The organism is Amycolatopsis kentuckyensis, assembly GCF_002155975.1.
GTDB classification, from domain to species: domain Bacteria; phylum Actinomycetota; class Actinomycetes; order Mycobacteriales; family Pseudonocardiaceae; genus Amycolatopsis; species Amycolatopsis kentuckyensis.
This window is the reverse complement of the sequence record NZ_MUMI01000018.1, coordinates 19334-42961: the sequence shown is the minus strand read 5'-3', so window position 1 is coordinate 42961 and position 23628 is coordinate 19334. Positions and strand designations below refer to the sequence as shown.

The window sequence follows — 23628 nt, the reverse complement described above, 5'->3', positions numbered from 1 at the left end:
GGAGCGCCGGGTCCCCGGCGAGCCCCACCTCCCGTGTCCCCACGCCGATGAGGCAGCCGAAGGTAGCCCCACCCAGGCAGCCGGACCCGTTCGCCCTCAGCCGCGAGCAACGCAGGCGTGGCGCCCGTGTGGTCGCGTCGGCGGCGGACGACGCCGGCGACTGCGCCACCCTGCTCGCCATCCTCGGACTGGACCCCGCCGACGGCCTCACAGCACCGGACGTCGAGCCCCCGTCCCGGCCCGACCGCGCGGCCAGGACCGCCAGAACCGGCACGCCACCGGCGGCGAGCACGACGTAGGGTCCGTCGGCCGTCTCGGAGCCAGTCCAGTCCCATGTGGACGCTGCGACGCCCGCGCGCGAAATCGCCCGGCTCCGGACGTCGGGGATCTGTACCACTCCAGCATCGCGGACGGCGGCCGTCCCGCGCGCCTGCCGTTGGTCACCAGTGGGCGGGACCCATGGCCCGCCGGAGGTGGCGCTCAAGCCGTCCCGGTGGACGGGCCGAGGGCCCCACTGGTGGTCAGGATCAGCACGGCGGACCCCTCCGCGTCCGGCGCGGCGGCCGCTTCCAGCGCTCGTTCCGCCGCGGCCGGATCGGCGCCGGGCGGGACCACCAGCAGGGTCAACCGGTGGATGTGCGGTCCGATCACGACGATCGTGTGCCGATCCAGGCCGAAGAACCCCGCCAGCCGGACGAAACCGCTTTCGAGCGCGAGTTTCCGGGGCGCCAGGTCCCACACACCCGGGTTGAAGCCGATCCGGTCCACCGGGCCCGAGTCCGCGGCGAGCGCGGTGACCAGGGCGCTGAATTCCGCGACCGGTTCCCGCGAGCGTGGCCACCAGGCGCCGTCGAAGCAGCCCTTGACCGCACCCGGCGGTTTCACCCGCAGCCGCTCCTCGACGGCCGGGGAGCCGATGACGGGACCAGCGGTGCTGTCCGACAGGAACGTCATTTCCGGACACGCATCGCGGCGGCCGCTTTTTCCGGTCCGCCCGAACAGACGCAGCCGCGGTTGAACGCACCCGCCTGCGTGGCCGTGCAGAATCGGCGCGCGATCACGTCGTGCGATTCGGCAGGATGGGGACACACCGCACAGGCGGTCACCACCGGATCGCCGATTTCCGCGACGGCGACGCCCGATTCGACATCGTTCCTCGACATACCGGATTCTCCTTTTCAGATGGCTGGCCACGCCGGCGCGGTCCGCTGATCGGACGACGAGAGCCCGGACTCACTGGATATTCCGGCTTCGAATCCCGGCTCCATCGAATACGCCGAGGTCCGGGGCGACAGCTCCATCCTACGCGCCGCGCCGGCCGCCGAACGCCCCTCGAAAAAAGGTCACACGACTCTAGGCCCGGGCCCGCGCGACGAAAGAGAGTCGTCGCATGACCTCCGGCGCGGCCCGCCCGGTGGGTTCCGGGCAGCACCGTCCACCGCGGCTGCCGTGCGCAGCCGCCGACCCGAAGGGCCCGTGTGATCACGTTCGGTCTCCTGAGTACTTATCCGCCCACGCTCTGCGGCCTCGCGTCGTTCACCGCCTCGCTGCGCGCCGCGTTGCCGCCGGGCTCCGCGGGCGGGGTGGTCCGTGCGGTCGAGTCCGCGGCGCCCGCGGGCGGCCCCGAAGTCGTCGGGGACCTGGTGGCCGGCTCGCCGGCGAGCTGCCACGCGGCGGCGAGCCTGCTCGACCGGGACGACGTGGCGATCGTCCAGCACGAATACGGCATTTACGGCGGTCCGGACGGGGAAGAGGTCCTGCGCGTCCTGGAACTGCTGCGCGTGCCGGCGATCGTCGTGCTGCACACCGTCCTCAGCGCGCCGACACCGCACCAGCGGGCGGTCCTCGACGGTGTGCTCGCCGCCGCGGCCGCGGTCGTGGTGATGAGCGAGACCGCGCGCGCCCGGCTCGTCGCCGGCTACGCCGTCCCCGCCGGCCGGCTCGTGGTGATCCCGCACGGCGCCCCCGACAACGGTGGCCCGGCAGCGGCGCCGCACCACAGCCAGCACCGCCAGATCCTGACCTGGGGCCTGCTCGGCCCCGGCAAGGGCATCGAATGGGGTATCGAGGCGATGGCCCTGCTGCCCGCCCAGTGGCCGGAGCCGCGGTACCTGGTGGCCGGCCGCACCCACCCGAAAGTGCAGGCACAGCAGGGAGAAAGCTACCGCCGGGCGCTGATGCTCCGGACCGAGCGGCTCGGCGTGCGGGACCGCGTCCGGTTCGACGCCCGCTACCTCGCCGCCGCGTCGCTGCGGCGCCTGGTGGCCCACGCGGAGGTGGTCCTCCTGCCCTACGACTCCCGCGACCAGGTCACCTCCGGGGTGCTCATCGAAGCCGTCACCTCGCGGACACCGGTCGTGGCGACCCGCTTCCCGCACGCCGTCGAGCTGCTCTCCGGCGGTGCGGGCCTGCTCGTGGACCACCGGGATCCGGCGGCCATCGCGGACGCGCTCCAGGAGATCCTCACCGACCGGGCCGCGGCGGGCCGGATGGCCGCGGCCGCCGGGATCGCCGCCGGCAGCCTCGGCTGGGCGTCGGTGGCCGCGCAGTACAGCCGGCTCGGCGCCGAGCTCGTGTCCGCCCGGCCCCGGGTCGTGGCGTGATGCTGGACGACCGTCACCTGCTGCGCATGTCCGACGACGTCGGTCTCTTCGAGCACGCCTGCGGGGCCATCCCGCGGCGCGAGCACGGATACTGCCTCGACGACGCCGCCCGCGGCCTGGTCGTGCTGAGCCGCGAACAGGACCTGACCCCCCAGCTGTCACGGGTGCAGGAAACGCTCTTCGCCTTCACCGCGCACGCGCACGAACACGGCCGCTTCCGCAACCGGCTCGGCTACGACCGCGGCTGGCGGGACGCCCCGGGTCTCGGCGACTGGTGGGGCCGCGCGCTCTGGGGGCTCGGCAGTACGGCGGCACACGCCGGACGCGGGTGGCTGCGCGCCGAAGCCCGGCTGCTGTTCGACGCGGGCGCCCGCCGCCGGTCCCCGGACCTGCGGGCCATGGTGTTCGCCGCGTTGGGTGCCGCCGAGGTGCTCACCCGGTTCCCGGCGCACGAGCCGGCGCGGGCGCTGCTCGGCGCCGCCGTCACGAGGATCGGGCCGATTCCCGCCGGCCCGGACTGGCCGTGGCCCGAGCCCCGGCTGGAGTACGCCAACGCCGCGGTCGCCGAGGTCCTGATCGCCGCCGGTGCGCTGCTGCCCGCCCCGGACGTACTCGCCGACGGCCTGCGCGCCCTGGACTGGCTGGTGGACCGGCAGACCAGGGAGGGCCGGCTGTCGGTGGTGCCCGCCGGCGGCTGGGCGCCACGCGAGTCGCCGCCCGGGTTCGACCAGCAGCCGATCGAGGTGGCCGCGCTCGCGGCGGCCTGCGCCCGGGCCCACGCCGTCACCGGCGACGCCCGCTGGGCGTCCACTGTGGACCTGGCCCGCGCCTGGTTCCTGGGCACCAACGACGCCGGCGTGCCCTTGCTGGACCGCGACACCGGCGGCTGCGGCGACGGGCTCCGCGCCGACGGCGTCAACCGCAACCAGGGTGCCGAATCGATGCTGGCGATGCTCGCCGCGTTCCAGCTGCCGCGGCTGCGCGCCGGCGCGCTGACCGGCTCCGGTACGGCGTGAGCGCGGGACTGGTGACCCGGCACCCGGCCGGGTTCCGGCCCGATCCGACGCGGGTCGTGACGAAGCTGTTCGTGCCCGGTGAGGAAGCGCCGGAGACCCGGTCGCGGGCGGGTGCGCTGATCGCGCGGGTCCTCGCCCTGCCGGAGAGTTCGGTCGGTTCCACAGTGGACCGGGTCCTGGCCGGCTTCTCCGGCCGTCACCGGGACCTGCTCGAGGTCCTCGAACACCACGCATCGATCATGAGCCACCGGCTCGTCGCCTCCCGCTCCCTCAGCCCCCAGCGCCGGCTGCTCCTCGGCGCGTGCTTCACGCACGAGTACGCGGTCGAGGCGGCCGCGCTGTGCAACCCGTCCCTGGTGGCGCACCCCCGGCAGGACGGGCTGTCGCCCGGGCAGGTGCGAGTGGCGCTCAGCCTGCGCGGGATCGGCGAAGGGCACATCTCCTCGATCGGGTTCGCCACCGGCGTCCTGGGGCCGGGCACCCGCGCCGAGTGGCACCCCCGGACCGGACCGGTGAGCACGGGCGAGCGCCAACCGGACTCCTGGAGCCGATCGTGGCTGCGCGCCGCACTGGAACACGACGACTGCGACAACGAGATCACCGCCACGGTGACCGCGACCCTCCCCGATCCCTTCGGCCAGCACGACCTCGACCACGCGCTCGCGACACTCGATCCGCGCCTGCTCGAACGCGCCGGGGCGGCCGGCACGACCCAGCACATCCGCGAGCTCGCCGCCGCCGGGTACACGGTGCGCTTTCCCGGCGACACCGACCTCGCCCAACGGCTGCTGTGGCCGGTCGGCGCGACCGAAAGCCACGGCATGGAAGACGCCCGCTTCGTCCGCTTCACCGCCGACACGGGCGAGACCGGCTATCGGGCCACCTACACCGCCTACAACGGCGCCACCGTGACGCCGCGGCTGCTGGAAAGCGCCGACCTGACGTCGTTCAGCGCGTTCGCTCTCACCGGCCCGGCGGCCCGCAACAAGGGAATGGCGCTGTTCCCCCGGCTCGTCGGCGGCACCCGCCTCGCGTTGTGCCGCGGGGACGGGGAAACGATGAGCCTGGCGACTTCGCCCGACGGCCGATCGTGGTCCGGCGAGGTGCCGCTGCACGGCCCGACGGCGGCCTGGGAGCTGCTGCAGGTCGGCAACTGCGGCTCGCCACTGGAAACGCCGGCGGGCTGGCTGGTGCTCACCCACGGCGTCGGCCCGATGCGGACCTACGCCATCGGGGTCCTCCTGCTCGACCTCGCCGACCCGGCCCGGATCCTGGGCGCGCTGCCCGAACCGCTGCTCTTGCCGGACGAGGACGAGCGTGACGGCTACGTCCCGAACGTCGTCTACTCCTGCGGCGGGATGATCCACGACGGCACGCTCTGGCTGCCCTACGGCAGCAGCGACGCCCGGGTCGCCGTGGCCACCGTACCGGTGGACGCCCTCATCGCCCGGCTCGAAGAAGCGGGCGCGTGACCGCGTCCCGGTGAGCCGTTCGTGTTCCCGCTGCTCGACCTGGACGGCGAACAGCCCGGCAGGGACGGCCGGAGCCGCCCCTGCCAGGCTGGGTTCAGCGAGAGTCGTGATCAGACGAAGCACACGACCGTGACGCCGGACGCACCGCCGATGCCGTTGAACCCGGAGATGCCGTTCACCGTCACGATGGTGTCGGTGCCACCGCCACCGGCCACGGTGCCGGAGCTGCCGACGCCACCGGCGCCGAGAGTCCCGCCGGCGCCACCAGCTCCACCAGCGGCCGGGTTGCAGCCGTTCCCGCCACCGCCACCGGTGCCACCGTTACCGCCGTTGCCACCGGTCACGGTGAGGATGTCGTCGTTGAGGCCGCCGTTGACGGTCCCGCTGTTGCCGACGCCGCCGGCGCCACCGGCACCGCCACCGCCACCGGCGCCGCCGATCTGGCCACCGCCGATGCCGTGGCCACCCTGGCCCGCGGTCCCGCCGAGGCCGCCAGTCCCGCCGGTGACCTTCAGGGTGTCATTGCCCGCATCGCCGGTGACGGAACCGGAACTGCCGATCCCGCCCGCTCCGCCGACGCCGCCGAAACCGCCCGCGCCACCGCCGTGACCCGCACCGGCGTTTCCGCCCGCGCTGCCATTGGCTCCGGCGCCGCCGGCCACGGTGATGCCGTCGAGGCCGTCGTCACCGCTGACGATCCCCGAACTGCCGAGACCGATCCCTCCCACGCCGCCCGCGCCCCCGACGCCGCCGACGCCACCGGTTCCGGCGCTGGGTCCGCTCGGGCCGCCGAGCGCACCGGCGCCACTGGCGCCGCCCGCGCCACCGGTGACCTTCACCGTGTCGTTGCCGAGGCCGCCGTGGATGACGCCGACGCCGGCCTGGCCGCCCGCGCCGCCCGCGCCGCCGACTCCACCGGCACCACCCGCTCCGCCGAGGACTCCGGCTCCGCCGGTACCGCCGAGGCCACCGGTCCCACCGGCGCCACCGGTGGCGGTGACGCTGTCGGCGCCGTCCCCGCCGTTGACCGTGCCGGTGCCGGCCAGCGCGAGGCCACCGACGCCGCCTGCCGCGCCGGCACCGCCGGCGAATCCGGCCGGGCTGGTGCTCGTGCCGGACCCACCCGCGCCGCCGGGAGCACCGGTGGTGCCCGCCGTGCCGGTCATGGTGACCGTGTCGTTGCCGGCCAAGGCGTCGATGGTGCCGCCCATGGGCCCACCGGTGACGGTGACGAAGTCGTTGCCGGCGGTGCCGGTGAGGAACTGCCCGGCGGGAATGCCGGCGGTGCAGGTGACGGTGTCACCCGAACCGTTGAAGACACGGGTGCAGCCGACCGGGTCGGCGTGGGCCACGCCAGGGACGATCAAGGCGAACCCGGCGGCGGTACCCAGTCCGATGAGGCCGGTGCGGGTTCGACGAGCCGTAGTGGTGCGTGCGCTTGATCTCATGGGAAAACCTTCATGGTGTTGAGGGGATCCGGGCTGAAGCCACGGAAGCGGGAGTGCGGCTGACAGCCACGTTGACGATGGCATTTCCGTTCCGGATATCCGGGACAAGGTCTGCCAGTACTCCCGAGCCCCACCCTCGTCCCGTCGCGGACAGTTGGCAACCGAAAAAAGACAGTTCACTCCTCCGCGAGGATATCCACCGAAACATGAATCCGGATCCGAAGAATCCGATTAATCGCGCGGCAGCATTCACATCGTTGCAGATGTGGCAACTGAACTCCTTTGCGTGCCGCCATTCGGGGGACCCCGGTATCGATCATCCGGCCGACGGGGATAGGCTGACTCCCGTTACCCCAGACCTCGGTATCCGACCTGCTCTCCATCATTGCGGCGCAGGCCGGGAACCGAGGTCTATTTTTGTGGACAAATCCCACCTGGCCCGTTCGGTGCACCAGGACGACCTCCGGGAATTCTCCTGCCGGCGCGGCGCGCCGCAGCCCCACCACTATTGCGTTCCAGGAAAGAAATCGTCATGAGAAACGCTCACGCCATAGCCAGGATCGTGTTCGGAGCCGGCCTCGCGGCCGGCGGCCTGGTAGTGCTGGCCCCGGCGGCGCAGGCCATCACCATTCCGGTGGCCTGCAGCGAAAACGCCCTCGTCGCGGCGGTCGACCTGGCCAACTCCACCCCCACCTCCGACACCCTCGTCCTGGCCGGTGGCTGCACCTACGGCATGACCACCGCCCACGGCGGCGCCGCGAACGCCCTCCCGGTCATCACCACGCCGATCGAGATGACCGGCCCCGCCACCATCACCAACGCCTCACTGCTCGGCCTGGGCATGTTCCGCATCGCCGAAGTCGGCCCGACCGGCAATCTCACCCTCACCACCGGGGTCGCCTTCACCCGCGGCAACGTCCTCGGCAACGGCGGCGGCATCCTCAACCGCGGCGCGGTCACCCTGACCGGAAGCGCCCTCACCGGCAACACCGCCTCCGGCAACGGCGGCGGTCTCGCCAACGCCGACACCCCCACCGGCACCGCACCCGCCGCCACGTTCACCAACAGCCCGCTGTCGGGCAACACCACCCTCCTCGGCGACGGCGGCGCCATCTACAACGGCCTCCGCGGCACCCTCTCCGTCACGGGTGTCTCCGGCAGCCCGCTGTTCATCACCGGCAACAGCGCCGGCCGCGGCGGCGGCATCTCCGCGGTCGGCTCCACCGCCACCACCCTCACCCGAACCGCGGTCACCGACAACCACGCCCTGCTGCTCCTGGGCAACTCCGGCGGCGTCTACCGCCAGGGCGGCACCATGACCACCACCAACGCCCCCATCACCGCCAACACCCCCAACAACTGCGTCGGCAGCGTTCCCGCGGTCCCCGGCTGCACCGGCTGACCACCGCACCTAAGCCCCCAAGAAGATCCCACCGAACACAAAGGAGAACCCATCATGGGCATCGTCATCATCGGCGGCTTGATCGACTCCGTCGTCGGCATCGTCAACGGCGCCGTAGTCGCGATCACCAGCGCCGCCGGCGCCGTCCTCCTCCCCCTCCTGCCGCTGTAGCACCACAGCTCGGCCACCACGACCCCCGCGACCTCCACGGCCGGCGGGGGTCGTGCTGAACCAATCCGCCGGCGAGAATCCCCACCGGGACGGGTAGCCCGGGCCGGCCGAGGGTGTTCACCCCCGCTGGCCGCGTTCCCGGGGCGCCGAGACCGCAGGCCCGTCGCCACGGCTCGTGCCGGCCGGGCGGGATCCAGGCCGACGGCACCCGAGCCCGTGCCGACCGCCGGGCCGCTCGCGGGCTACCGGGCGGGTGCGCTCCTCGCCCGGAGTGGCGCGCTCGCGTCGTGCAGGTGGCGCAGGACGTGGTGGTAGGTCTTCAACAGTCCGCATTGGGCGTAGTCGATCCCGCGGTCGGCACAGAACGCCCGCACCAGGGGCTGCGCGCGGCGCAGGTTGGGGCGCGGCATGCCGGGGAACAGGTGGTGCTCGATCTGGTAGTTCAGCCCGCCGAGCGTGAAGTCGACCCACGGACCGCCGCGCACGTTGCGGCTGGTGAGCACCTGCTTGCGCAGGAAGTCGAGCTCGGTCTCGCCGGTGAAGGTGGGCATGCCCTTGTGGCCCGGCGCGAACGAACAGCCCAGGTAGATCCCCCACAGCCCCTGGTGCACCGCGATGAACGCGACCGCCACCGGCGGGGACAGCACCACGAACACCGCACCGAGGTAGCTGCCGAAGTGCGCGAACAGCAGCGCCGCTTCCAGCCGCCGCGCCTTGGTCTCCCCGCGCCACACCGCTTGGATGCCTGCCCAGTGCAGGCTCAGCCCTTCCAGCAACAGCAACGGGAAGAACAATGCCGCCTGGTGCTTCGAAGTCCAGCGCACGAACCCGCTCTTCCCGGCCGACTGTCCCCGCGTGAAGGCGAGCAGCGGGATGTCGATGTCGGGATCGTCGCCTTCGTGGTTGGGATTGGCGTGATGGCGTCGGTGCTTGCCCATCCACCAGCCGTAGCTCATCCCGACGAGGCCGCCGAACGCGTAGCCGACGCGGTCGTTGGCGCGCCCGGTGCGGAAGATCTGGTTGTGGCCGGCGTCGTGGCCGAGGAACGCGATCTGGGCGAACACCACCGCGAAGAACACCGCGGTGGCCAGCTGCCACCACGAATCGCCCAGCACCGCGAACGCGACGCACCCGCCGGCCAGCGCGAGCAGCGTGAGACCGATCTTCACCGCGTAGTAACCGTGGCGACGGTCGAGCAGGCCTTCACCCCGCACGAGGCGGGCAAGATCACCGAAGTCGTTACGCGACTTCGCGCGAACGCCGACGTTCTCCGGAGACGCAACCATGGAAGTCCTTCCCAGTCATGGCGCCGGGGACCGGGGCGACCACATGTTCGCAACCCGGCCCGGATTCCCTGCGGATCCACGCACTAAACGAGACCGGACCGGCACCACAGGAATCGTCAGGGCGGCCGGCGGGGAGAGGGGTCCCGATCACCGCATTCGCTCCCCGGCGGCAGTCGGCCTAGAATTCGGAAGAGCAGCACGTCGCGGCAACCCCGGACCCCGGTGGCCGAACAAGCGTCACCCGCCCACCGGAGCGACTCATGACCAGCGTCCAGGACACGACGAAACCCCTCATCACCCAGGAGTTCATCCGGCGAGCGGCCGACGCCTGGATCCGCGCCGCGGACGCCGGGATCATCGACGCCGCGGAACTCGTCTGGCTGCTCGGCCACCTGCCCTCGGATGCAGCGCGGCCGAAGGTGACCGGATGACGGCCGGCCCGGTGCCGGCGTGGGAATCCGCGGAGGTCGACCTGCCCGGCCGGATGCTGACCCTGGTCTACCGGGTCGCGTGCCAGACCGGCCAATCCCGGCGGACGAGTGTCAAGTTGTGCAGCCGGATCCTTTGCGCACAGCCGGATGTCACCGAGCCGCGGGCGGTCGTGGACGCCGGGCGGCAGGTGCGCGCACGCGTCCTGACCGACCTGCGCGCCGACCTGGGCCGGCGGATCGACCGGCCGCGGCTGGACGCGGCCCTGCGGGACGCGGTACTGCTCGACGAAGTGACGCTGCTGCCGCCTCGCCAGCGCTTCGCCCTGTGGTCGACGGCGGTGGACCACCTCACGACGGCCGAACTCGCCACCCGCACCGGCTGGACGTCCCCCCAGATCGCCCGGCTGCTGCGGGGCGCGCTGCGGACCGTGACTTCGAAGGCCACGCTGCCCGCGTGAAGAGGCTCTGCCGGGCGACGGCCCTCGACGCCGAACGGCCGCGCTCTCCCCCGCGGCGCGGCCGTCCTGGTCGATCCCGTTCGTCCCGGTGCGGACGACCGGATCAGCGTGGTCTACGGCGTGGCCGGGAGGAGGCAGGCGTAGCTCAGCGGGAGCAGGCTCACGAACGTCCCGCCGGCCCCGGTGCAGATCCGGCGGGCCTCCGTGACCCGGCGGTCGGTGGGGCTGAGGGGGTTGAACACGCAGACGTACCCGACCGGGCTCACGGTGAGGGACAACACGCCGCCGGTGGCGGTGCAGAGCTGGGTGGCGTTCGCCGTACCCGAGCCCGGGCCCGCCGTGGGCGGGGTGCTCGTGTTCTCGCAGCCGGCGTGGATGTCGGGGTCCGGTGCGGGGCCTTGGCAGGTGTCGGTGCCGAGGCCCCCGTCGAGACTGTCCTGGCTGCCGTCGTTGGACGCGCCGATGAGGGTGTCGTTGCCGGCGCTGCCGGAGATCGTGTCGATGCCCAGGCCGCCGGTGAGGGTGTCGTTTCCGGTGCCGCCGGTGAGGGTGTCGTTCCCGTCACCGCCGTCGATCGTGTCGTCGAAGTCCGAGCCGGTGATCGTGTCGTTCCCGCCGTTGCCGTTGATGGTCTTGCCGGGATTGGTGCCGCCGCAGTCGATCGTGTCGTTGCCGGGGCTTCCGGTCACGGTCGTGTCGGTCTGGGTCACCCCGGCGCCCACGACGCAGTTGACGGCGGCATCAGCGGCCGGCGGGGCGATCATCCAGATGGCCGGGACCGCAACGACCGCGGCGACGAACCCTCGGCGGAATCGAGCCTGTCGAATTCTCATGACTTCATTCCCTGGAACGCAATTCAGCGTTGTCTCACCTTGACGCGCCGCGCCAACGTGACTGAGTTGTGCGAACCACGAGCCATCCACTTCCGCCGCGGTTTCGACGGCTGCTTCCCGGGTACGAAAAACCTCGGCTCGTGATCCGACTCCGCGAGCATCGCGGACATATCACGTCACCGAGGTCCGGGGCAACGACACACGAACCTACTCCGGCGCCCACCCGGATCAATACCGCTGTCCCCCGAACGGACGCACACTTTCCCGAAATGACACGGTGATTGTGGGCCGACGGCGACACCGACGACAATGGGCCGCGGATGCATTTCCGCGAAACGGGCCGCGCGGTCACCGCGGGGCGGACCGGGCGGTCGCGACGTGTGCGGCGAGTCCGTCGAGCAGGCGGTCGACGGCCCAGCGAAAACGGGCGGTTCCGGTTTCGGGGTCGTCCGGTGGCGCGGCGACCTCGAAGGCGACCGAGCCCAGGAGGTGGGTGTTGATCAGGTGGGACGCATCGGCGGCGGCCCGCCCCAGGCCGGCGTCGGCCAGGATGGTCAGCAGCGTTTCGCGCACGGCCTGCGTGTGCGGCCCGTCGGGTGGGTGACTGAGCATGAGGTGCACCGATCCGGGATGGGCCAGCAGTTCGGCCCGCAACTCGAGGACGAAGGCCCGGATGCGGTCGCGCCAGCTCTGCGACGGATCGGCGAACCGGTCGTGGTTGACCCGGCCGAGCAGGTGCTCCGCCAGCCCCCGCACCACCGCGACCTTGTCCGGGAAATAGGTGTACACCGCATTGGGGGCCACCCCGACCCGGGCCGCGATCCCCCGGATCGTGACCGCGTCCGCGCCACCTTCGGCGAGCAGGGCGAGGGCCGCGTCGAGGATGTCCTGCTCACTCAGCGTCCGCCGACGACCCGGGCGGCCCTTTTTGTCCACTTTTCCTCCCGGTAGCCCGTATCGGATCGTCTTTGTACAGCGTACAGTTATTGTACATCGTACAGATTTGAGGCGACGACATGAACGGAACCGTTCATCCGGAACCACGCGGCCCCGGCACGCCGGACCGGTCCTACCCGGTGCGCGTCCGGGCAGTGCTGGACGCCCCGGTGTCACGCGGGTTGTGGCTGGTGAAATGGCTGCTCCTCGTGCCGCACGTGCTGGTCCTCATCGTGCTGTGGGCCGCGTTCTGGGTGCTCGGCATCGTCGCGTTCTTCGCCATCCTGATCACCGGCCGCTACCCTCGGAAGATCTTCGACTTCAACGTCGGAGTGCTGCGCTGGAGCTGGCGGGTGAACTACTACGGCTACGGTGCCCTCGGCACCGATCGCTACCCGCCGTTCAGCCTCCGCGAAGAACCCGGCTACCCCGCCACCCTGAGCGTCGAGTACCCCGAGCGGCTCTCCCGCGGGCTCGTGCTGGTCAAGTGGTGGCTGCTGGCCATCCCGCACTACCTCGTCCTCGCGATCCTCCTCGGCGGCGGGACCGGCGCCGCGTGGGGACTCGACGGCCGCAGCTGGGCTTGGGGCGGCAGCCTCGTCGGCCTGCTCGTGCTGATCGCCGCCATCACCCTGACGTTCACCGGCAGCTACCCCCGCCCGCTGTTCGACTTCATCGTCGGCATCCAGCGCTGGGGCCTGCGCGTCGCGGCCTACGCCGCGCTGATGACGGACCGGTACCCGCCGTTCCGCCTCGACACCGGCGGCGACGAGCCCGGCGTTCCCACCCCCACGGAACCCACCGAGACGCCCATGCCCGCGGGCCACACGGGTCCGTGACGGGAGAACCGGCCGGGACATGATGACGGGCTGCCGTACCCGACCCGCTTGGCCGGGTACGGCTTCCGCGCGAAGACCGGCGCGGTACGCCGCGCCGGTCTTCGCCGTTCCGTTTTCGTGACGGTCAGGCCGAATCTGCCGCGAGCGAGCGGCTCGGAAGCACATCCCTGGGCACAGGAGCGGCGACAGCGGCCGCGCGCGAGGCGTGGACGACCAGGGTTTCGTGCAGGCGGGCGATCTGGATGGGCCGCCACGTCGCCCGCGTCGTCGCCACGATGCGGAGATCGGTCCGCGGCGCGGCCTGGCGGTGGCAGGCGATCAGCACCTCGAGCCCGGCCGAATTCAGGAAACTGACCTGCGAAAGGTCCACCACGAGCCGCCGCGGGCACCGGCGCAGGATCCGGTCGAGGACCCGGCCGACCTCGGGCGCGGTGAACAGGTCGAACTCGCCCTCCAGGGCCAAGACCGCGGTACGGCCGACCAGCTCCTCCGACAGCCTCAGGCCCGGAACGGGCGAAGGGGCCCCGTGCGGGCCGAACATGATCAGCACCAACGGTTCCGGTGCGAAATCCCGGCCACGGCGGATGGTCAGCGCGCTGAGTTTCATGAGTTCGCTCCAGGCGTTGCCGTCCGGCTCTGACCACATCGGACACTGCGCGGGCCTGGTGTGGACGTCCGGTCGTCGGCTGGCGGTCGTCGCAAGAGCGGGGACTCGGCACTTCGGCGCTGTCCTCGGTAGCATACCGCGCCGCGGAACCGGTGGCCGTGATCGTTCGGGCGAACTTCGGTCCCGGACGCCTTGCCATGCGGGCGATGCGGGCCGTGCGTGTATCGTCGGGGCTTCCGGGAGCATTTCGCACGGTCGGCGCTTGGCCCGCCCCGGGCTCCCCACGAAGCAGTCCATTGAGGACATCATGGAACAGCTCAGCCAGCTCGCCGCGGCCTTCCTCGAGATCGAAGACGAAGACCGCAACGCCTCGCTCGCGATCGCCTCGGTGGCCGTGGCCGAGGGTCCCGCGCCGGACCAGCAGGACTTCGTGGACGCCATCTCCGCCCGGCTGCCCATGGTTCCCCGGTACCGCCAGAAGATCCGGCGGGTGCCGTTCGACCTCAGCGCGCCGATGTGGGTCGAAGACGAGAACTTCGCGCCACGGCAACACTTCTTCCGGATCGGGCTGCCCGCTCCGGGCGACGACGCGGCGCTGGCCGACCTCGTGGCCCTGATCATGACCGAGCGGCTCCACCGGGACCGGCCGCTCTGGGAGTTCTGGGTGATCGAGGGGCTGCCCGGCGATCGCTGGGCGGTGCTGTCGAAGCTGCACCACTGCCTCGCCGACGGGATCTCGGCCAACGCCCTGCAGGCCGTGTTGTTCGCCGGCACCCCGCCGGGCCCCCGCGACGACGAAGAACCCGCCCCGGAACCGGGCACCGCGCAGGTCCTGTGGACCGCACTCGGCGAGCTGGCGAGCAGCCCGTTCTCCCGGCTCGGCTCCCTCGGGAAGCAGCTGCTCAGCCCGGACCGGCTCGTTCGCCGCGTCGCCGCCACCGCCCGCGGCCTCGGCTCGCTCGCCGCGGCCCTGATCCCCGCCGCGCCGTCCTTCCTCACCGGCCCGATCCAGCGTCAGCGGCGGTACACCCTCGCCCACGCGTCGCTGCAGGACGTCCGGGAGATCAGCCGCGCCTTCGAGGTGACCGTCAACGACGTCGTGCTGGCCGTGATCAGCGGCGGCTTCCGGGAACTCCTGCTGGATCGCGGCGAGCGACCGGCGGCCGACAGCGTGCGCGCCCTCGTGCCGGTGTCCGTCCGGGCGGCCGGGGACCACGACGTCGTCGACAACCAGATTTCGCTGATGCTCCCGCTGCTGCCGGTCGACGTCGTCGATCCGGTGGCCCGCCTGCTGACCGTGCACCGCCGCCTCGCCGGCCTCAAAGCCGACGACGGCGCCGGAGCCGGCGCCGCGGTCACCGCGTCGGCCCAGCGAGGACCGTTCGCCCCGATCGCCTGGGCCGTCCGCGCGGCCGCGAAGATCCCCCAGCGCAACATCGTCACCGTGGCCACCAACATCCCGGGGCCGCGCCGGCCGCTGTCGCTGCTGGGCCGGCCGATCGTCGAGCTGTACCCCTACGTCCCGATCGCGCTGCAGCTGCGCGTCGGGGTGGCCGTGCTCACCTACTGCGACCGGATGGCCTTCGGCATCACGTCGGACTTCGCGAGCGTCCCGGACACCGCGGCACTGGCCTCGGCGATCGAACGGGACATCGCGACCATGACCATCGCCGCACGGACCTCGATCGGCGACCGCGCGCCGGGAGCCACCCGTTCGCCGAGGTGACGTGCCGCCCGGGTTCTCCGTACCTCGGGAAGAGAGATGTGACGAACAAGCAACGTCCGGCCCCGCCGGATGTGCCATGCTGGTCAGGTCGCGACCAGGACGACTCGAGCCTTGCACGCCCCAGACCCCGGATCGGGGCTCGGACCGCGTTTCACCTCATGTGGAGGCGGCTGTGCACACGGCACGACGGCACGTGTTCGACGGACCGGGACAGGCCCCGGCTCGCATCTGCGACTTCTGCGGGCAGGCAATCGCTCCGAGAAGCGCGATCGGTTCCCTGGTTCCGGACTCCTCGGTCGTGGACGAGCTCGATCCCGGGTGCGACGGCTGGCGCCCGGTGACGGTCTGCTGCTCCGAACACCTCCACCTGCTCACCGACCGCGGCCGGGCGGCGTGGGTCGACGAGCAGCTCTGGCTCGGCCGGCTCTCCCGGGCCGGCACCCAGCCGGGACTGCACCACGCGGGCCTGACCACCCTCGCCCGCCGTGCGGCCCTCACGCCCGAGCAGCTCCGGCGGCTGCTGACCTGGAACGCGAACCGCCCCGGCTCGCTCTCTTCCCTGCCCACCGGCCAGTCCCTCGCGCCCGGAGACCACGCGTGCGACGAGGGGCTTCCGCCGGAGCCGCCCTGATCGTGCCGATCGCCGGAAACCACACTGTGCCCCACCGAGCCGAGGACGGCGAGAACCCTGCCCCCGCACGAGGCACGAGTCCACCGGACCACCGGGATGATCGCCGTCCAGTCGGACGTGCGCACCAACGAGGCCCACCGGTCGCCTTCCGGCGGAAGAAGCGGCCAGTGGTGACCACACCGGCGTCCGACAGCTCTCTTCCCGGCGGCAACCGCCTCATCGAAACCTTCGTCGAGCTCGCCGACACCCTGGTCGACGACTTCGACACGATCGCCTTCCTCCAGGTCCTGGTGGACCGCTGCGTCGAGCTGCTCGAGGTCGACGCGGCCGGCCTGCAGCTGTCCGACCACCACGGACGGCTCCGGCTGATCGCCTCCTCCAGCGAGCAGGTCCGCCTGCTGGAACTGCTCCAGCTGCAGAACGACGAAGGCCCTTGCCTCGACGCCTTCCGCTCGGGCACCCGGGTGAGCCACCCGCGGCTGAGCACCGCGGGCACGACCTGGCCGACGTTCGCCGAAGCGGCCGGCAAGGCCGGTTTCGCCGCCGTGGACGCCATGCCGATGAAGCTGCGCAGCGACGTGATCGGCGCCCTCACCCTGTTCCGGACCGCCAGTGGCGCGCTGCCGCCGGGCGACCTGCGGACCGCGCGAGCGCTCGTGGACATCGCCACGATCGGGCTGCTCCAGGAGCGGTCCATCCGCCGCCGGGACGTGGTCACCGAACAACTGCAGCTGGCGCTCACCAGCCGGGTGCTCGTCGAACAAGCCAAAGGCGTTCTTTCCGTCCGCCTGGGCGTGGACATGGACAGCGCCTTCGCCGCGTTGCGCGGCTACGCACGCAGTCACCACCTGAAACTCGCTGACCTGGCCCGAACGATCCTCGACGACCGGGCCTGGACGCACGAACTGTTCACCGAGCGGCGAAGGCCGTCCCAGGAGAATTCCGGCCCCACAGCGCCGTTGGGAGCGGCCCGACCGAACGACCTCGACCCGAGCTGAACGGGCTCCCGGAAGGCCAACCCGGACGTCCGGTTCCTGCACTGCCTGCCCGCCCCGCACGACCGCGAAGCCTTCCGCGAATCCGGCCACGGTCGCCAAGGCGCACGCGGCCCCTAGGCTGGGGGCATGACCGACTCGAGGTGGGGTTCCGGCGAAACGCCGGAGGAGCTGGCAAGCGCGTTGCGTGACAAGGCCAGAAGCGCCGCCGCCACGGCGTTGCGCGCGGGCCTGGAGGACATCGAAGACCGGCACGGCCAGCACGTCGCCGACGCGGTCGCGGCCCTGGTCGACGTCGACCGGGTGTTCGCCGGCCTGACCGGGAAGCCCGCCCCCGCCCGCCGCCGCGACGAGGACGACGACGAGCCGTACGAGTTCAGGCCGGTGACCTCGAGGTAGGGGTCACTTCTGCCAGTCGTAGCTGAGCGTGGGCGGGTGGTCCGAACCCTTCGTCACGGTCAGGTGCTGTTCGGGGTGCGCGGCGGCCCACCGCGCCATCTCGTCGTACATCCGGTCGCGCATGTCGGTGTCCCGCACCTCGATCGTGGCGCGCTGGCCGAGGTCGCCGCGTTCGATGCCGGGTTCGGTGCGGATCGCCAGGTTCCAGAAGTGCTTCTTGTCGGTGCCGTCCGCGCCCTGGCCGTCGTTGGTGAAGTAGACCTCGCCGGTTCCCTTGTTGTAGATCGTCTGGGTCACCTTGATCTGGTCGTCACCCCGGACGGCGTCGAAGTGCCCGTTGGTGTTCGGCGTTTCACTGCTGTAGAACCCGACCTCGCCACCGAACGCGCCGTGGTTGCCGTAGCTGCCCTTCCACAGCTCCAGCCGGTACGTCTTCCCCGTCTTGGGGTCGGTGAACTCCATGTTGTCGCCGTCGGCGCCGGTGTCGTCGAGCTCCATCCCGAGGTACGGCCCGAGCTTGTCGAAGAGGTCGCGCCACCCGAAGTAGCTCTGCGCCGAATGCTCGCCGGTGGTGTAGAAGTCGCCTTCCGCGTTGTACTTGAAGCCGAGGTAGTCGTAGATCTTCTGCGCGACCTCGGGGTTCTGCATGAGCCTGTCCCACTCGCCGTGGATGAGGGCGTCCCGCAGCTCCGGGTTCTTCGCCACCAGCGCGGCGAGGCCGGGCAGCTCGCGGAGCATGATCGCGACGATCTCGGCGTAGTTCCGCTTCTCGGAGCCTGCGAGCTCCCACACCTGGCCCGTCTTGAACCGGAGCTTCTGGCCCTCGATGAGCAGGATCGCGTCGTAGGTGGTGGTCACGCGCTCCAGGTCGGCCAGCAGGACCAGGGCCTCGGCCTTGAGGACCTTGTCCCTCGCCCAGGTGGCGGCGAGGTCGACCGGGCGGATCCCGAAGCCGTGCCATTCGTGGTCGAGCTTCTTCTGGAGCGCCTGGGCGTCCGCGCGCTTGCTCCGGGCGTCCTGCTGGGCCTTCGCGAGCGCGTCGCGGATCGCCTCGAACGACTTGGCCGACTCCTCGAGGTCCTGGGCCTGGTCGTCGCGGTTCTTCTTGAACGCGTTCAGCGAGTTCAGCGCCGCTTCGCCGGCTCCGCCGTGCCAGCCCTCGCTCAGCTGGACGCGCACGTTCTCCAGCAGCGCCTTGGTGTCCTCGAGCATTTCCTTGGTGGCCCGGCAGGCCCGGGCGCGGTCGTCCAGCTCGGTGGTGCTGCCCTTCTCCACCTGGTCGGCGAGCGCGAAGATCTTGTCGAAAACGCTCACCGGTCGATCCGTTCGAAGCTGCTGTCCAGGGTCTTCAGGAAGGCGTCACGGGCTTCGGAATCGGCGCCGTGGTAGCTCTTCACGGCGGTTCGGATGCTTTCGACGAGGCTCTCGACCTGTTGCTGGGCGGCGTCCAGGTCGTCCTTCCGGGTCGCCAGCCAGACGTCGTAGTCACCGGCGAAGCCGCCGGCCCGGGCCGTGCTCCCGACGTTCGGCGACCCTCCCGCGGAAAGCGTCGGCGGCTTCCCCTCGCCGAGCTTGGCTGCCGCATTGCTGATGTCCGCGACGTCGACTTCGAAGCCCACCGGATTTCCTCCCCGTCGGCCACCCTCCGCGAGTGACACATCCCACCAGCAATGTAACAGCACACCGCGCGTGGGACGCCGTGATTCCACTACCCGTTCCCCCATCGGGTCCGGTTGGTCAGCCGCCGAGGCGGGTCATCGGCGCGGTGACCACGCCTCAGTTCCTGCGAGTCTTTCTTACGCGGGCACGATGCCGAACCCGAGCACCACAGCCGCCGACACGACCACGTGCCCCGGCGCCAGGTCTTCCGCCGTGGCGGCGTCCCCGGCCCCGTGCCCGCGGTACTGCGGCCGCTCGTCCGGGTTGACGTCATCGATGTGCACCACCGCGCCCAGCCGGACACCGGCCGCCTCGGCGTAGAGCTCGGCCTTCGCCCTGGCCGCCGCGACCGCCTCGCGCCGGGCCCGGGCACGGAGCGCCGGTTTGTCCCGGACGTCGAAGTCGACGCCTTCGATCTCGTTCGCGCCGGCGGAGACCAGGTCGGTCAGCAACGACGGCAGATCGTCCAGCGCCGCCGACTCCACGACGAACGAGGCCGAACTCTCGTAGCCCAGGAACTTCCGCTGCTGGCCGTACTCCCACTTGCCGCCGAGCTCGATCCGCGAGCTCTCGACCCCGGCGTCCGGGACATCGTGTCGCCGGAGCGTCGAGCGGATCTCGTGCACGGCCAGCCCGGCGGCCTCGAAGGCGTCCGACGGCTTCTGCTCCAGGCACACGACCTTGAACCGCGCCCGCACCAGGTCCGGGGCCGCCTTGACGCTCGCGGCACCGTGCACCGTCACGCCCCACGGACGTTCGATCATCTGCATGGGACCCAAGTCAACCACGAGCCAGAGCGGGTCGACCTCGCCCAGCCGAGCCGGCGCTCGGCGGGTGAACGGCGGTGTGCCGTCACCGGGCTGACAGACTCGGGGCCGTGATCCTCGGATATGTCCTCGCCGTGCTGGCCGCGGTCGCTTCGGGTAGTGGTTCCATCCTGGAGTCGGCCGGGGTCCGGCGGGCCGGTGCCTTCGGCGGCTCGCCGCAGGACCTGGTCGCGCTGCGCCGGCAGCCGCTCTACTTCCTCGGCCTGGGCGTGGACCTGCTCGGGTTCGTCTTCGCCGCGGCGGCGCTGCACCGCCTGCCGTTGTTCCTGGTCCAGTCGGTGCTCGCGTTCAGCGTCGGCGTGACCGCGACGATCTCGGCGATCCTCGGTGTCCGGCTGGCCGGTGCCGGGTGGGCCGCGCTCGGGGTCGGGGCGACCGGCTTGGTCCTGCTCGGCCTGTCCGCGGATCCGGGCCCGGCGCGCCTGTTACCGCCCGGGTGGAAGCTGCTGCTGGTGGGCGCGGCGGCGGTGATCGCCGTGATCGCGTTCACCGCTCAGCGCCGGGACGGCCGCTGGGCGCCGGTCGTGCTCGGGTTCTGCGCCGGGCTGGGGTTCAGCACCGTCGGGATCTCGGCCCGGACGCTCGACGCGTCCGGGCCGGTCTGGCACCTCGTCGCGGAGCCGGCGTTGTGGGCGATGATCGCCAACGGGCTGGTCGCGGCGGCGGCGTTCGCGATGGCCCTGCAACGCGGCCGGCCGACCGCGGTCACCGCCATCATGTTCACCACCAACACCGCGGTGTCCTCGCTCATCGGCCTGGTGGTCCTGGACGACCGCGTCCGCAACGGCTTCACCACCGCGGCCGCCGCGGGCTTCGTCCTCGCCATCGCCGGGGCGATCGGCACCGCGCACTACGCCGCTGCCCAGCACACCGAACCCAGCACGCCCGCGTAGGGCAGGCTCGTGTCACGACTGACGTGACCGATCACCGGTGCTCAGGAAAGGGCGGCGGCTGAGCCCGTGGATACGTCATCCTCTTCACCGCACCGGAGTCGCCGACCTGGAGGACACGTGCAGTACATGCTGCTGATCTACAACTGCAACCGCCCCGAGCCCGGCGACCCGGCCTTCCCCGAGGCGCTGGCCCGGGTCAACGCCTTCGCCGAGGAATGCCGCCGACGCGGCGCGTTCGTCTCCGGCCACCCGCTCCAGGGCGAGCACACCGCCACGACCGTCAGCGTCCGCGACGGCAAGACGCTGATCACCGACGGCCCGTTCCCCGAGACCCACGAGCACCTCGGCGGCACCTACGTCCTCGACTGCCGCACCCTCGACGAAGCCCTCGAGCTGGCCGCGCTCTGCCCGATGGCCACCGACGGCACGATCGAGGTCCGGCCGATCGCCGGGGTTCCGGACCTCGACCACCGCCCGTCGACGGGCGCATGACGGCCGTCCTGTCGGAGGTCTTCCGCGAGCACCGCACCAAGATGCTCGCCGCCCTGGTCCGCGCGCTGAGCGACTTCGAACTCGCCGAAGACGCCCTCCAGGACGCGTGCACGCTCGCCCTGCGCACCTGGGACGACCGGCCACCCGACGACCCGGTGGCCTGGCTTCTGACCGCGGCCCGCAACAGCGCGATCGACCGGCTCCGGCGTGCCCGCACCGGCCGGGACAAGCTCGCCCAGCTCGGACACCAGCCGGAGGCGGCGACCATGAACTTCGACGAAGAGCGCCTGCTCAGCGTCGGCGACGAGCGCCTCAGCCTCCTCTTCACCTGCTGCCACCCCGCCTTGGCCGAGGACGCGCGCGTCGCCCTCACACTGCAGGCCGTGGCCGGCCTGACCGCCGGGCAGATCGCCCGCACCTTCCTCATCGCCGAGCCGGCCCTGGCGCAACGGCTCGTCCGCGCCAAGCGCAAGATCCGCGACGCGGGCATCAGTCTCGACGTCCCCGCCGACCACCTCCTGCCCGAGCGGCTCTCCGGCGTCCTGGCGGTGATCTACCTGATCTTCACCCGCGGCTACACCGCCGGCGGCGACCAGCCGGAGTACCGCGAGCTGCAGCAGGAGGCGATCCGCCTCGCCAAGCTCGTCGCCACCCTCATGCCCGACGAACCGGAAGCCCTCGCCCTGGTCGCGCTGCTGCTGGTCCACCACTCACGCTCGGCCGCCCGATATGCATCGACCGGCGACCTGGTCTTGCTCGAAGACCAGGACCGGTCCCGCTGGGACCGCGCCGAGATCGCCGAAGCCGTCGGCCTCCTGGACCGGGCCCTGCGGTTCGGGACGCCCGGGCCGTATCTGCTGCAGGCGACCATCGCGGTCCTGCACGCCCAGGCGCCGACGGCCGAGGAGACGAACTGGCCCGCGATCGCCGCGCTGTACGAGCAGCTGCTCGCGGTGACGCCGTCGCCGGTGGTCGCGCTCAACCACGCCGTGGCGGTCGCCATGGCCACCACCCCGGGCGAGGGGCGCGTTGATCGACCGGATCGAGGGCCTCGACGGCTACCACCTGCTGCACGCCGCCCGCGCCGACCTCCTGCGCCGCCTCGGCCACACCGACGACGCGGTTGTCGCGTACCGGCGCGCTCACGACCTCGCCGCCAACCCCGCCGACCAGCGTTTCCTCGCCAGCCGCCTCCGCGCCCTCGAAAATCCGGAAACTCGATGAGATGAGCTGTCGAGAAGCCGGCCAGCCGTTCGTCCTTTGGTGAGTCAGCCGACGACTCACCGAAAGGACCGCCGATGAGCAGCACGTCACCAGCCGCGACAGCGTTGCAGGCCGACATCGTCGTCGATGTCTCCCGGGAGAACGCCTTCCGCGTGTTCACCGAGCGGTTCGACGAGGTAGCGGCTGGCCCCTCAGCTGGGACATCAGCCCGCGCTTGCAGCTGGAGTCCGCCCCCCGGCTCCGCGCCGCGACCCAACGGGATGCCGCCGGGGGCTGAAGCGGATACCGTCCACACCGGACCCGACCGCAGCGGAGAGGCCACATGAGCACAGGCACCGACTCGCACCGCCATCACGCGGACGCGTTGCGCGCGGCGATGGCCGGCAACACCGGAATCACCGAGGCGGCGCTGCGGACCACGGTAGCGGCCCGCGCGGCGGGCGGGCCGCCTGTTGCCGCACCGTACGACGACCTGGCCCGGCAGATCGGCGAAGCCTCCTACCGGGTGACCGATGCCGAGGTCGACGCCGTCCGGCAGGCGGCCGGCAACGACAAAGCCGCGTTCGAGATCGTCATGTCCGCCTGCATCGGCGCGGGCCTGGCCCGGTGGGACACCGCCGCCCGAGTGATCGCGGAGGCAACAGATGCGCCTGCCTGAAATCGAACGCGGCGACGGTCTCCGCACCAGACTGCTGATCCGGGTCATCTCCCTCGCACTCGGCGCGCGTCTCCCGGACGCGGCCCGGGTTGCCTTCTACCACAAGGGATTCGTCGGCACCGCGCTCGGCGCGTGGACGCAAGCTGCGATGCGCGGACCGAGCGAATGGTCCGTCGCCGAGCGGGAACTGATGGCCGCGATGGTCGCGAAGTGGAACTCGTGTCCCTTCTGCGTCGGGGCGCACCGCGCCATCGCCGTGCACGGGATGGACAAGGCAGTGGCCGACGCGGCCCTCGCCGACTACCACACCGCGCCGATCCCGGAGGCCCTGCGCGCCACGCTGGCTGTTCTGGAAGTCATGACCTTGCGCCCGGACGAGCTGGAGGGCGAGCAAGTCCGGGCGGCGCTAGCCGAGGGGGTCACCCGGCAACAGCTCGAAGACGCGACCGCGGTCGCGGCCGTGTTCAACATCGTCACCCGCTACGCCAACGCGCTGGACTTCGCCATCCCGACGGACGCCGAGTTCGACAAGGCCGCCGGCATGCTGCTCAAACGCGGCTACGCCTGACTTGCGGCCGCGCTGAGCAAAGCCGAGGCGGCGGCCCTCAGCCGCATCACCCGC

The 23628-nt window shown here is 71.7% G+C and carries 25 protein-coding genes and 2 pseudogenes; 17 read left to right on the top strand and 10 right to left on the bottom strand.

Annotated elements, in window-relative coordinates; all coding sequences use genetic code 11:
- Positions 1–299: hypothetical protein (locus tag CCN39_RS50980; protein WP_208630101.1), on the top strand; the 299-nt coding region annotated here is incomplete at its 5' end.
- Positions 300–480: 181 nt separating this feature from the next.
- Here the strand turns inward: CCN39_RS50980 and CCN39_RS01625 are convergent.
- Positions 481–954: a DUF5994 family protein gene (locus CCN39_RS01625; RefSeq protein WP_086838024.1), complete on the bottom strand. Its 474-nt coding sequence runs from the start codon at positions 952–954 to the stop codon at positions 481–483.
- Entirely contained in the window at positions 951–1163 is a 213-nt protein-coding gene (locus CCN39_RS01620; RefSeq protein ID WP_086838023.1) for an RGCVC family protein, read from the bottom strand. Before CCN39_RS01620 ends, CCN39_RS01625 begins: the two co-directional genes overlap by 4 nt.
- Positions 1164–1478: 315 nt before the next feature.
- Here CCN39_RS01620 and CCN39_RS01615 point away from each other — a divergent pair, with 315 nt between their 5' ends.
- The 3 genes from CCN39_RS01615 to CCN39_RS01605 are packed head-to-tail and all read left to right on the top strand — an operon-like array spanning position 1479 to position 5091.
- Positions 1479–2603 carry a glycosyltransferase gene (locus CCN39_RS01615; RefSeq protein ID WP_086838022.1) on the top strand — a complete coding sequence of 375 codons (1125 nt, stop codon included), beginning with the start codon at positions 1479–1481 and terminating at the stop codon, positions 2601–2603.
- The gene (locus tag CCN39_RS01610) at positions 2603–3619 is read left to right on the top strand and encodes a glycosyltransferase (protein WP_086838021.1); all 1017 of its coding nucleotides are present in this window, start codon (positions 2603–2605) and stop codon (positions 3617–3619) included. The genes CCN39_RS01615 and CCN39_RS01610 overlap by 1 nt, the downstream gene beginning before the upstream one ends.
- Positions 3616–5091, top strand: a complete 1476-nt coding sequence (locus tag CCN39_RS01605; protein ID WP_086838020.1) for a glycoside hydrolase family 130 protein — start codon at positions 3616–3618, stop codon at positions 5089–5091. Before CCN39_RS01610 ends, CCN39_RS01605 begins: the two co-directional genes overlap by 4 nt.
- A 110-nt stretch (positions 5092–5201) precedes the next feature.
- Here CCN39_RS01605 and CCN39_RS50010 read toward each other — a convergent pair whose 3' ends face one another.
- Positions 5202–6443 carry a hypothetical protein gene (locus tag CCN39_RS50010; RefSeq protein WP_158104474.1) on the bottom strand — a complete coding sequence of 414 codons (1242 nt, stop codon included), beginning with the start codon at positions 6441–6443 and terminating at the stop codon, positions 5202–5204.
- A 628-nt stretch (positions 6444–7071) separates the two neighbouring features.
- Here CCN39_RS50010 and CCN39_RS01595 point away from each other — a divergent pair.
- Positions 7072–7941: a hypothetical protein gene (locus CCN39_RS01595; protein ID WP_143263888.1), complete on the top strand. Its 870-nt coding sequence runs from the start codon at positions 7072–7074 to the stop codon at positions 7939–7941.
- A 413-nt stretch (positions 7942–8354) separates the two neighbouring features.
- Here the strand turns inward: CCN39_RS01595 and CCN39_RS01590 are convergent, their stop codons facing one another.
- Positions 8355–9398 (bottom strand): fatty acid desaturase family protein, encoded by a 1044-nt coding sequence (locus tag CCN39_RS01590; RefSeq protein ID WP_086838018.1) that lies wholly within the window; start codon positions 9396–9398, stop codon positions 8355–8357.
- Between the two features lie 260 nt (positions 9399–9658).
- Between CCN39_RS01590 and CCN39_RS50005 the strand changes: the two genes are divergently transcribed.
- Together CCN39_RS50005 and CCN39_RS01585 are read left to right on the top strand one after the other, a co-directional pair.
- Positions 9659–9829 carry a hypothetical protein gene (locus CCN39_RS50005; RefSeq protein WP_158104473.1) on the top strand — a complete coding sequence of 57 codons (171 nt, stop codon included), beginning with the start codon at positions 9659–9661 and terminating at the stop codon, positions 9827–9829.
- Positions 9826–10287: a sigma-70 RNA polymerase sigma factor region 4 domain-containing protein gene (locus tag CCN39_RS01585; protein WP_086838017.1), complete on the top strand. Its 462-nt coding sequence runs from the start codon at positions 9826–9828 to the stop codon at positions 10285–10287. The genes CCN39_RS50005 and CCN39_RS01585 overlap by 4 nt, the downstream gene beginning before the upstream one ends.
- A gap of 113 nt (positions 10288–10400) precedes the next feature.
- Here CCN39_RS01585 and CCN39_RS52525 read toward each other — a convergent pair whose 3' ends face one another.
- Both CCN39_RS52525 and CCN39_RS01575 read right to left on the bottom strand, forming a co-directional pair.
- Positions 10401–11120, bottom strand: coding sequence for a calcium-binding protein (locus CCN39_RS52525; RefSeq protein WP_086838016.1), 720 nt, complete (start codon positions 11118–11120; stop codon positions 10401–10403).
- Positions 11121–11468: 348 nt separating this feature from the next.
- Positions 11469–12056 (bottom strand): TetR/AcrR family transcriptional regulator, encoded by a 588-nt coding sequence (locus tag CCN39_RS01575; protein WP_086838015.1) that lies wholly within the window; start codon positions 12054–12056, stop codon positions 11469–11471.
- A gap of 80 nt (positions 12057–12136) precedes the next feature.
- On the opposite strand from CCN39_RS01575, the pseudogene CCN39_RS01570 reads away from it, so the two are divergent.
- Positions 12137–12886 (top strand): annotated as a pseudogene (locus CCN39_RS01570) (DUF4389 domain-containing protein); the annotation flags it as partial.
- Positions 12887–13019: 133 nt separating this feature from the next.
- On the opposite strand, the gene CCN39_RS01565 reads toward CCN39_RS01570, so the two are convergent.
- Positions 13020–13502: an STAS domain-containing protein gene (locus CCN39_RS01565; protein WP_086838027.1), complete on the bottom strand. Its 483-nt coding sequence runs from the start codon at positions 13500–13502 to the stop codon at positions 13020–13022.
- A gap of 307 nt (positions 13503–13809) precedes the next feature.
- Here CCN39_RS01565 and CCN39_RS01560 point away from each other — a divergent pair, with 307 nt between their 5' ends.
- From CCN39_RS01560 to CCN39_RS01550, 4 genes are all read left to right on the top strand, one after another.
- Positions 13810–15228, top strand: a complete 1419-nt coding sequence (locus tag CCN39_RS01560; protein WP_086838013.1) for a wax ester/triacylglycerol synthase family O-acyltransferase — start codon at positions 13810–13812, stop codon at positions 15226–15228.
- A gap of 298 nt (positions 15229–15526) precedes the next feature.
- A complete protein-coding gene (locus tag CCN39_RS51500; protein WP_143263886.1) occupies positions 15527–15859 on the top strand; it encodes a hypothetical protein in 333 nt (110 codons plus the stop codon).
- Between the two features lie 167 nt (positions 15860–16026).
- The gene (locus tag CCN39_RS51495) at positions 16027–16857 is read left to right on the top strand and encodes a GAF and ANTAR domain-containing protein (protein WP_244210569.1); all 831 of its coding nucleotides are present in this window, start codon (positions 16027–16029) and stop codon (positions 16855–16857) included.
- A gap of 126 nt (positions 16858–16983) precedes the next feature.
- Positions 16984–17253 (top strand): hypothetical protein, encoded by a 270-nt coding sequence (locus tag CCN39_RS01550; RefSeq protein ID WP_143263885.1) that lies wholly within the window; start codon positions 16984–16986, stop codon positions 17251–17253.
- 3 nt (positions 17254–17256) lie between these two features.
- On the opposite strand, the gene CCN39_RS01545 is transcribed toward CCN39_RS01550, so the two are convergent.
- The 3 genes from CCN39_RS01545 to CCN39_RS01535 form a co-directional block, all read right to left on the bottom strand.
- Positions 17257–18567, bottom strand: coding sequence for a DUF4474 domain-containing protein (locus CCN39_RS01545; RefSeq protein ID WP_086838010.1), 1311 nt, complete (start codon positions 18565–18567; stop codon positions 17257–17259).
- On the bottom strand, positions 18564–18872 hold the full coding sequence (locus CCN39_RS01540) for a hypothetical protein (protein WP_086838009.1): 309 nt from the start codon (positions 18870–18872) through the stop codon (positions 18564–18566). Before CCN39_RS01540 ends, CCN39_RS01545 begins: the two co-directional genes overlap by 4 nt.
- A 177-nt stretch (positions 18873–19049) precedes the next feature.
- Complete coding sequence (locus CCN39_RS01535; protein WP_086838008.1) at positions 19050–19682, bottom strand: SIMPL domain-containing protein; 633 nt, start codon at positions 19680–19682, stop codon at positions 19050–19052.
- Between the two features lie 107 nt (positions 19683–19789).
- Between CCN39_RS01535 and CCN39_RS01530 the strand changes: the two genes are divergently transcribed.
- The 5 genes and pseudogenes from CCN39_RS01530 (at position 19790) to CCN39_RS01510 (ending at position 23574) form a co-directional block, all read left to right on the top strand.
- On the top strand, positions 19790–20632 hold the full coding sequence (locus tag CCN39_RS01530) for a hypothetical protein (protein WP_086838007.1): 843 nt from the start codon (positions 19790–19792) through the stop codon (positions 20630–20632).
- Between the two features lie 117 nt (positions 20633–20749).
- Positions 20750–21124, top strand: a complete 375-nt coding sequence (locus tag CCN39_RS01525; RefSeq protein WP_086838006.1) for a YciI family protein — start codon at positions 20750–20752, stop codon at positions 21122–21124.
- A pseudogene (locus CCN39_RS01520) lies at positions 21121–22348 on the top strand (RNA polymerase sigma factor). Before CCN39_RS01525 ends, CCN39_RS01520 begins: the two are co-directional and overlap by 4 nt.
- Positions 22349–22670: 322 nt before the next feature.
- Positions 22671–23006 (top strand): hypothetical protein, encoded by a 336-nt coding sequence (locus CCN39_RS01515; protein ID WP_086838005.1) that lies wholly within the window; start codon positions 22671–22673, stop codon positions 23004–23006.
- Positions 22993–23574, top strand: a complete 582-nt coding sequence (locus tag CCN39_RS01510) for a carboxymuconolactone decarboxylase family protein (RefSeq protein ID WP_244210568.1) — start codon at positions 22993–22995, stop codon at positions 23572–23574. Before CCN39_RS01515 ends, CCN39_RS01510 begins: the two co-directional genes overlap by 14 nt.
- Positions 23575–23628 lie beyond the last annotated feature (54 nt).

Bases quoted from the DNA above. Each gene is read 5' to 3' on its own strand.
- CCN39_RS01515 (WP_086838005.1), top strand. From the start codon at position 22,671: ATGAGCACAGGCACCGACTCGCACCGCCATCACGCGGACGCGTTGCGC.
- CCN39_RS01595 (WP_143263888.1), top strand. From the start codon at position 7,072: ATGAGAAACGCTCACGCCATAGCCAGGATCGTGTTCGGAGCCGGCCTC.
- CCN39_RS52525 (WP_086838016.1), bottom strand. From the start codon at position 11,120: ATGAGAATTCGACAGGCTCGATTCCGCCGAGGGTTCGTCGCCGCGGTC.
- CCN39_RS50005 (WP_158104473.1), top strand. From the start codon at position 9,659: ATGACCAGCGTCCAGGACACGACGAAACCCCTCATCACCCAGGAGTTC.
- CCN39_RS01565 (WP_086838027.1), bottom strand. From the start codon at position 13,502: ATGAAACTCAGCGCGCTGACCATCCGCCGTGGCCGGGATTTCGCACCG.
- CCN39_RS01550 (WP_143263885.1), top strand. From the start codon at position 16,984: ATGACCGACTCGAGGTGGGGTTCCGGCGAAACGCCGGAGGAGCTGGCA.
- CCN39_RS01535 (WP_086838008.1), bottom strand. From the start codon at position 19,682: ATGCAGATGATCGAACGTCCGTGGGGCGTGACGGTGCACGGTGCCGCG.
- CCN39_RS01585 (WP_086838017.1), top strand. From the start codon at position 9,826: ATGACGGCCGGCCCGGTGCCGGCGTGGGAATCCGCGGAGGTCGACCTG.
- CCN39_RS01620 (WP_086838023.1), bottom strand. From the start codon at position 1,163: ATGTCGAGGAACGATGTCGAATCGGGCGTCGCCGTCGCGGAAATCGGC.
- CCN39_RS01560 (WP_086838013.1), top strand. From the start codon at position 13,810: ATGGAACAGCTCAGCCAGCTCGCCGCGGCCTTCCTCGAGATCGAAGAC.
- CCN39_RS01610 (WP_086838021.1), top strand. From the start codon at position 2,603: ATGCTGGACGACCGTCACCTGCTGCGCATGTCCGACGACGTCGGTCTC.
- CCN39_RS01590 (WP_086838018.1), bottom strand. From the start codon at position 9,398: ATGGTTGCGTCTCCGGAGAACGTCGGCGTTCGCGCGAAGTCGCGTAAC.
- CCN39_RS01510 (WP_244210568.1), top strand. From the start codon at position 22,993: ATGCGCCTGCCTGAAATCGAACGCGGCGACGGTCTCCGCACCAGACTG.
- CCN39_RS01625 (WP_086838024.1), bottom strand. From the start codon at position 954: ATGACGTTCCTGTCGGACAGCACCGCTGGTCCCGTCATCGGCTCCCCG.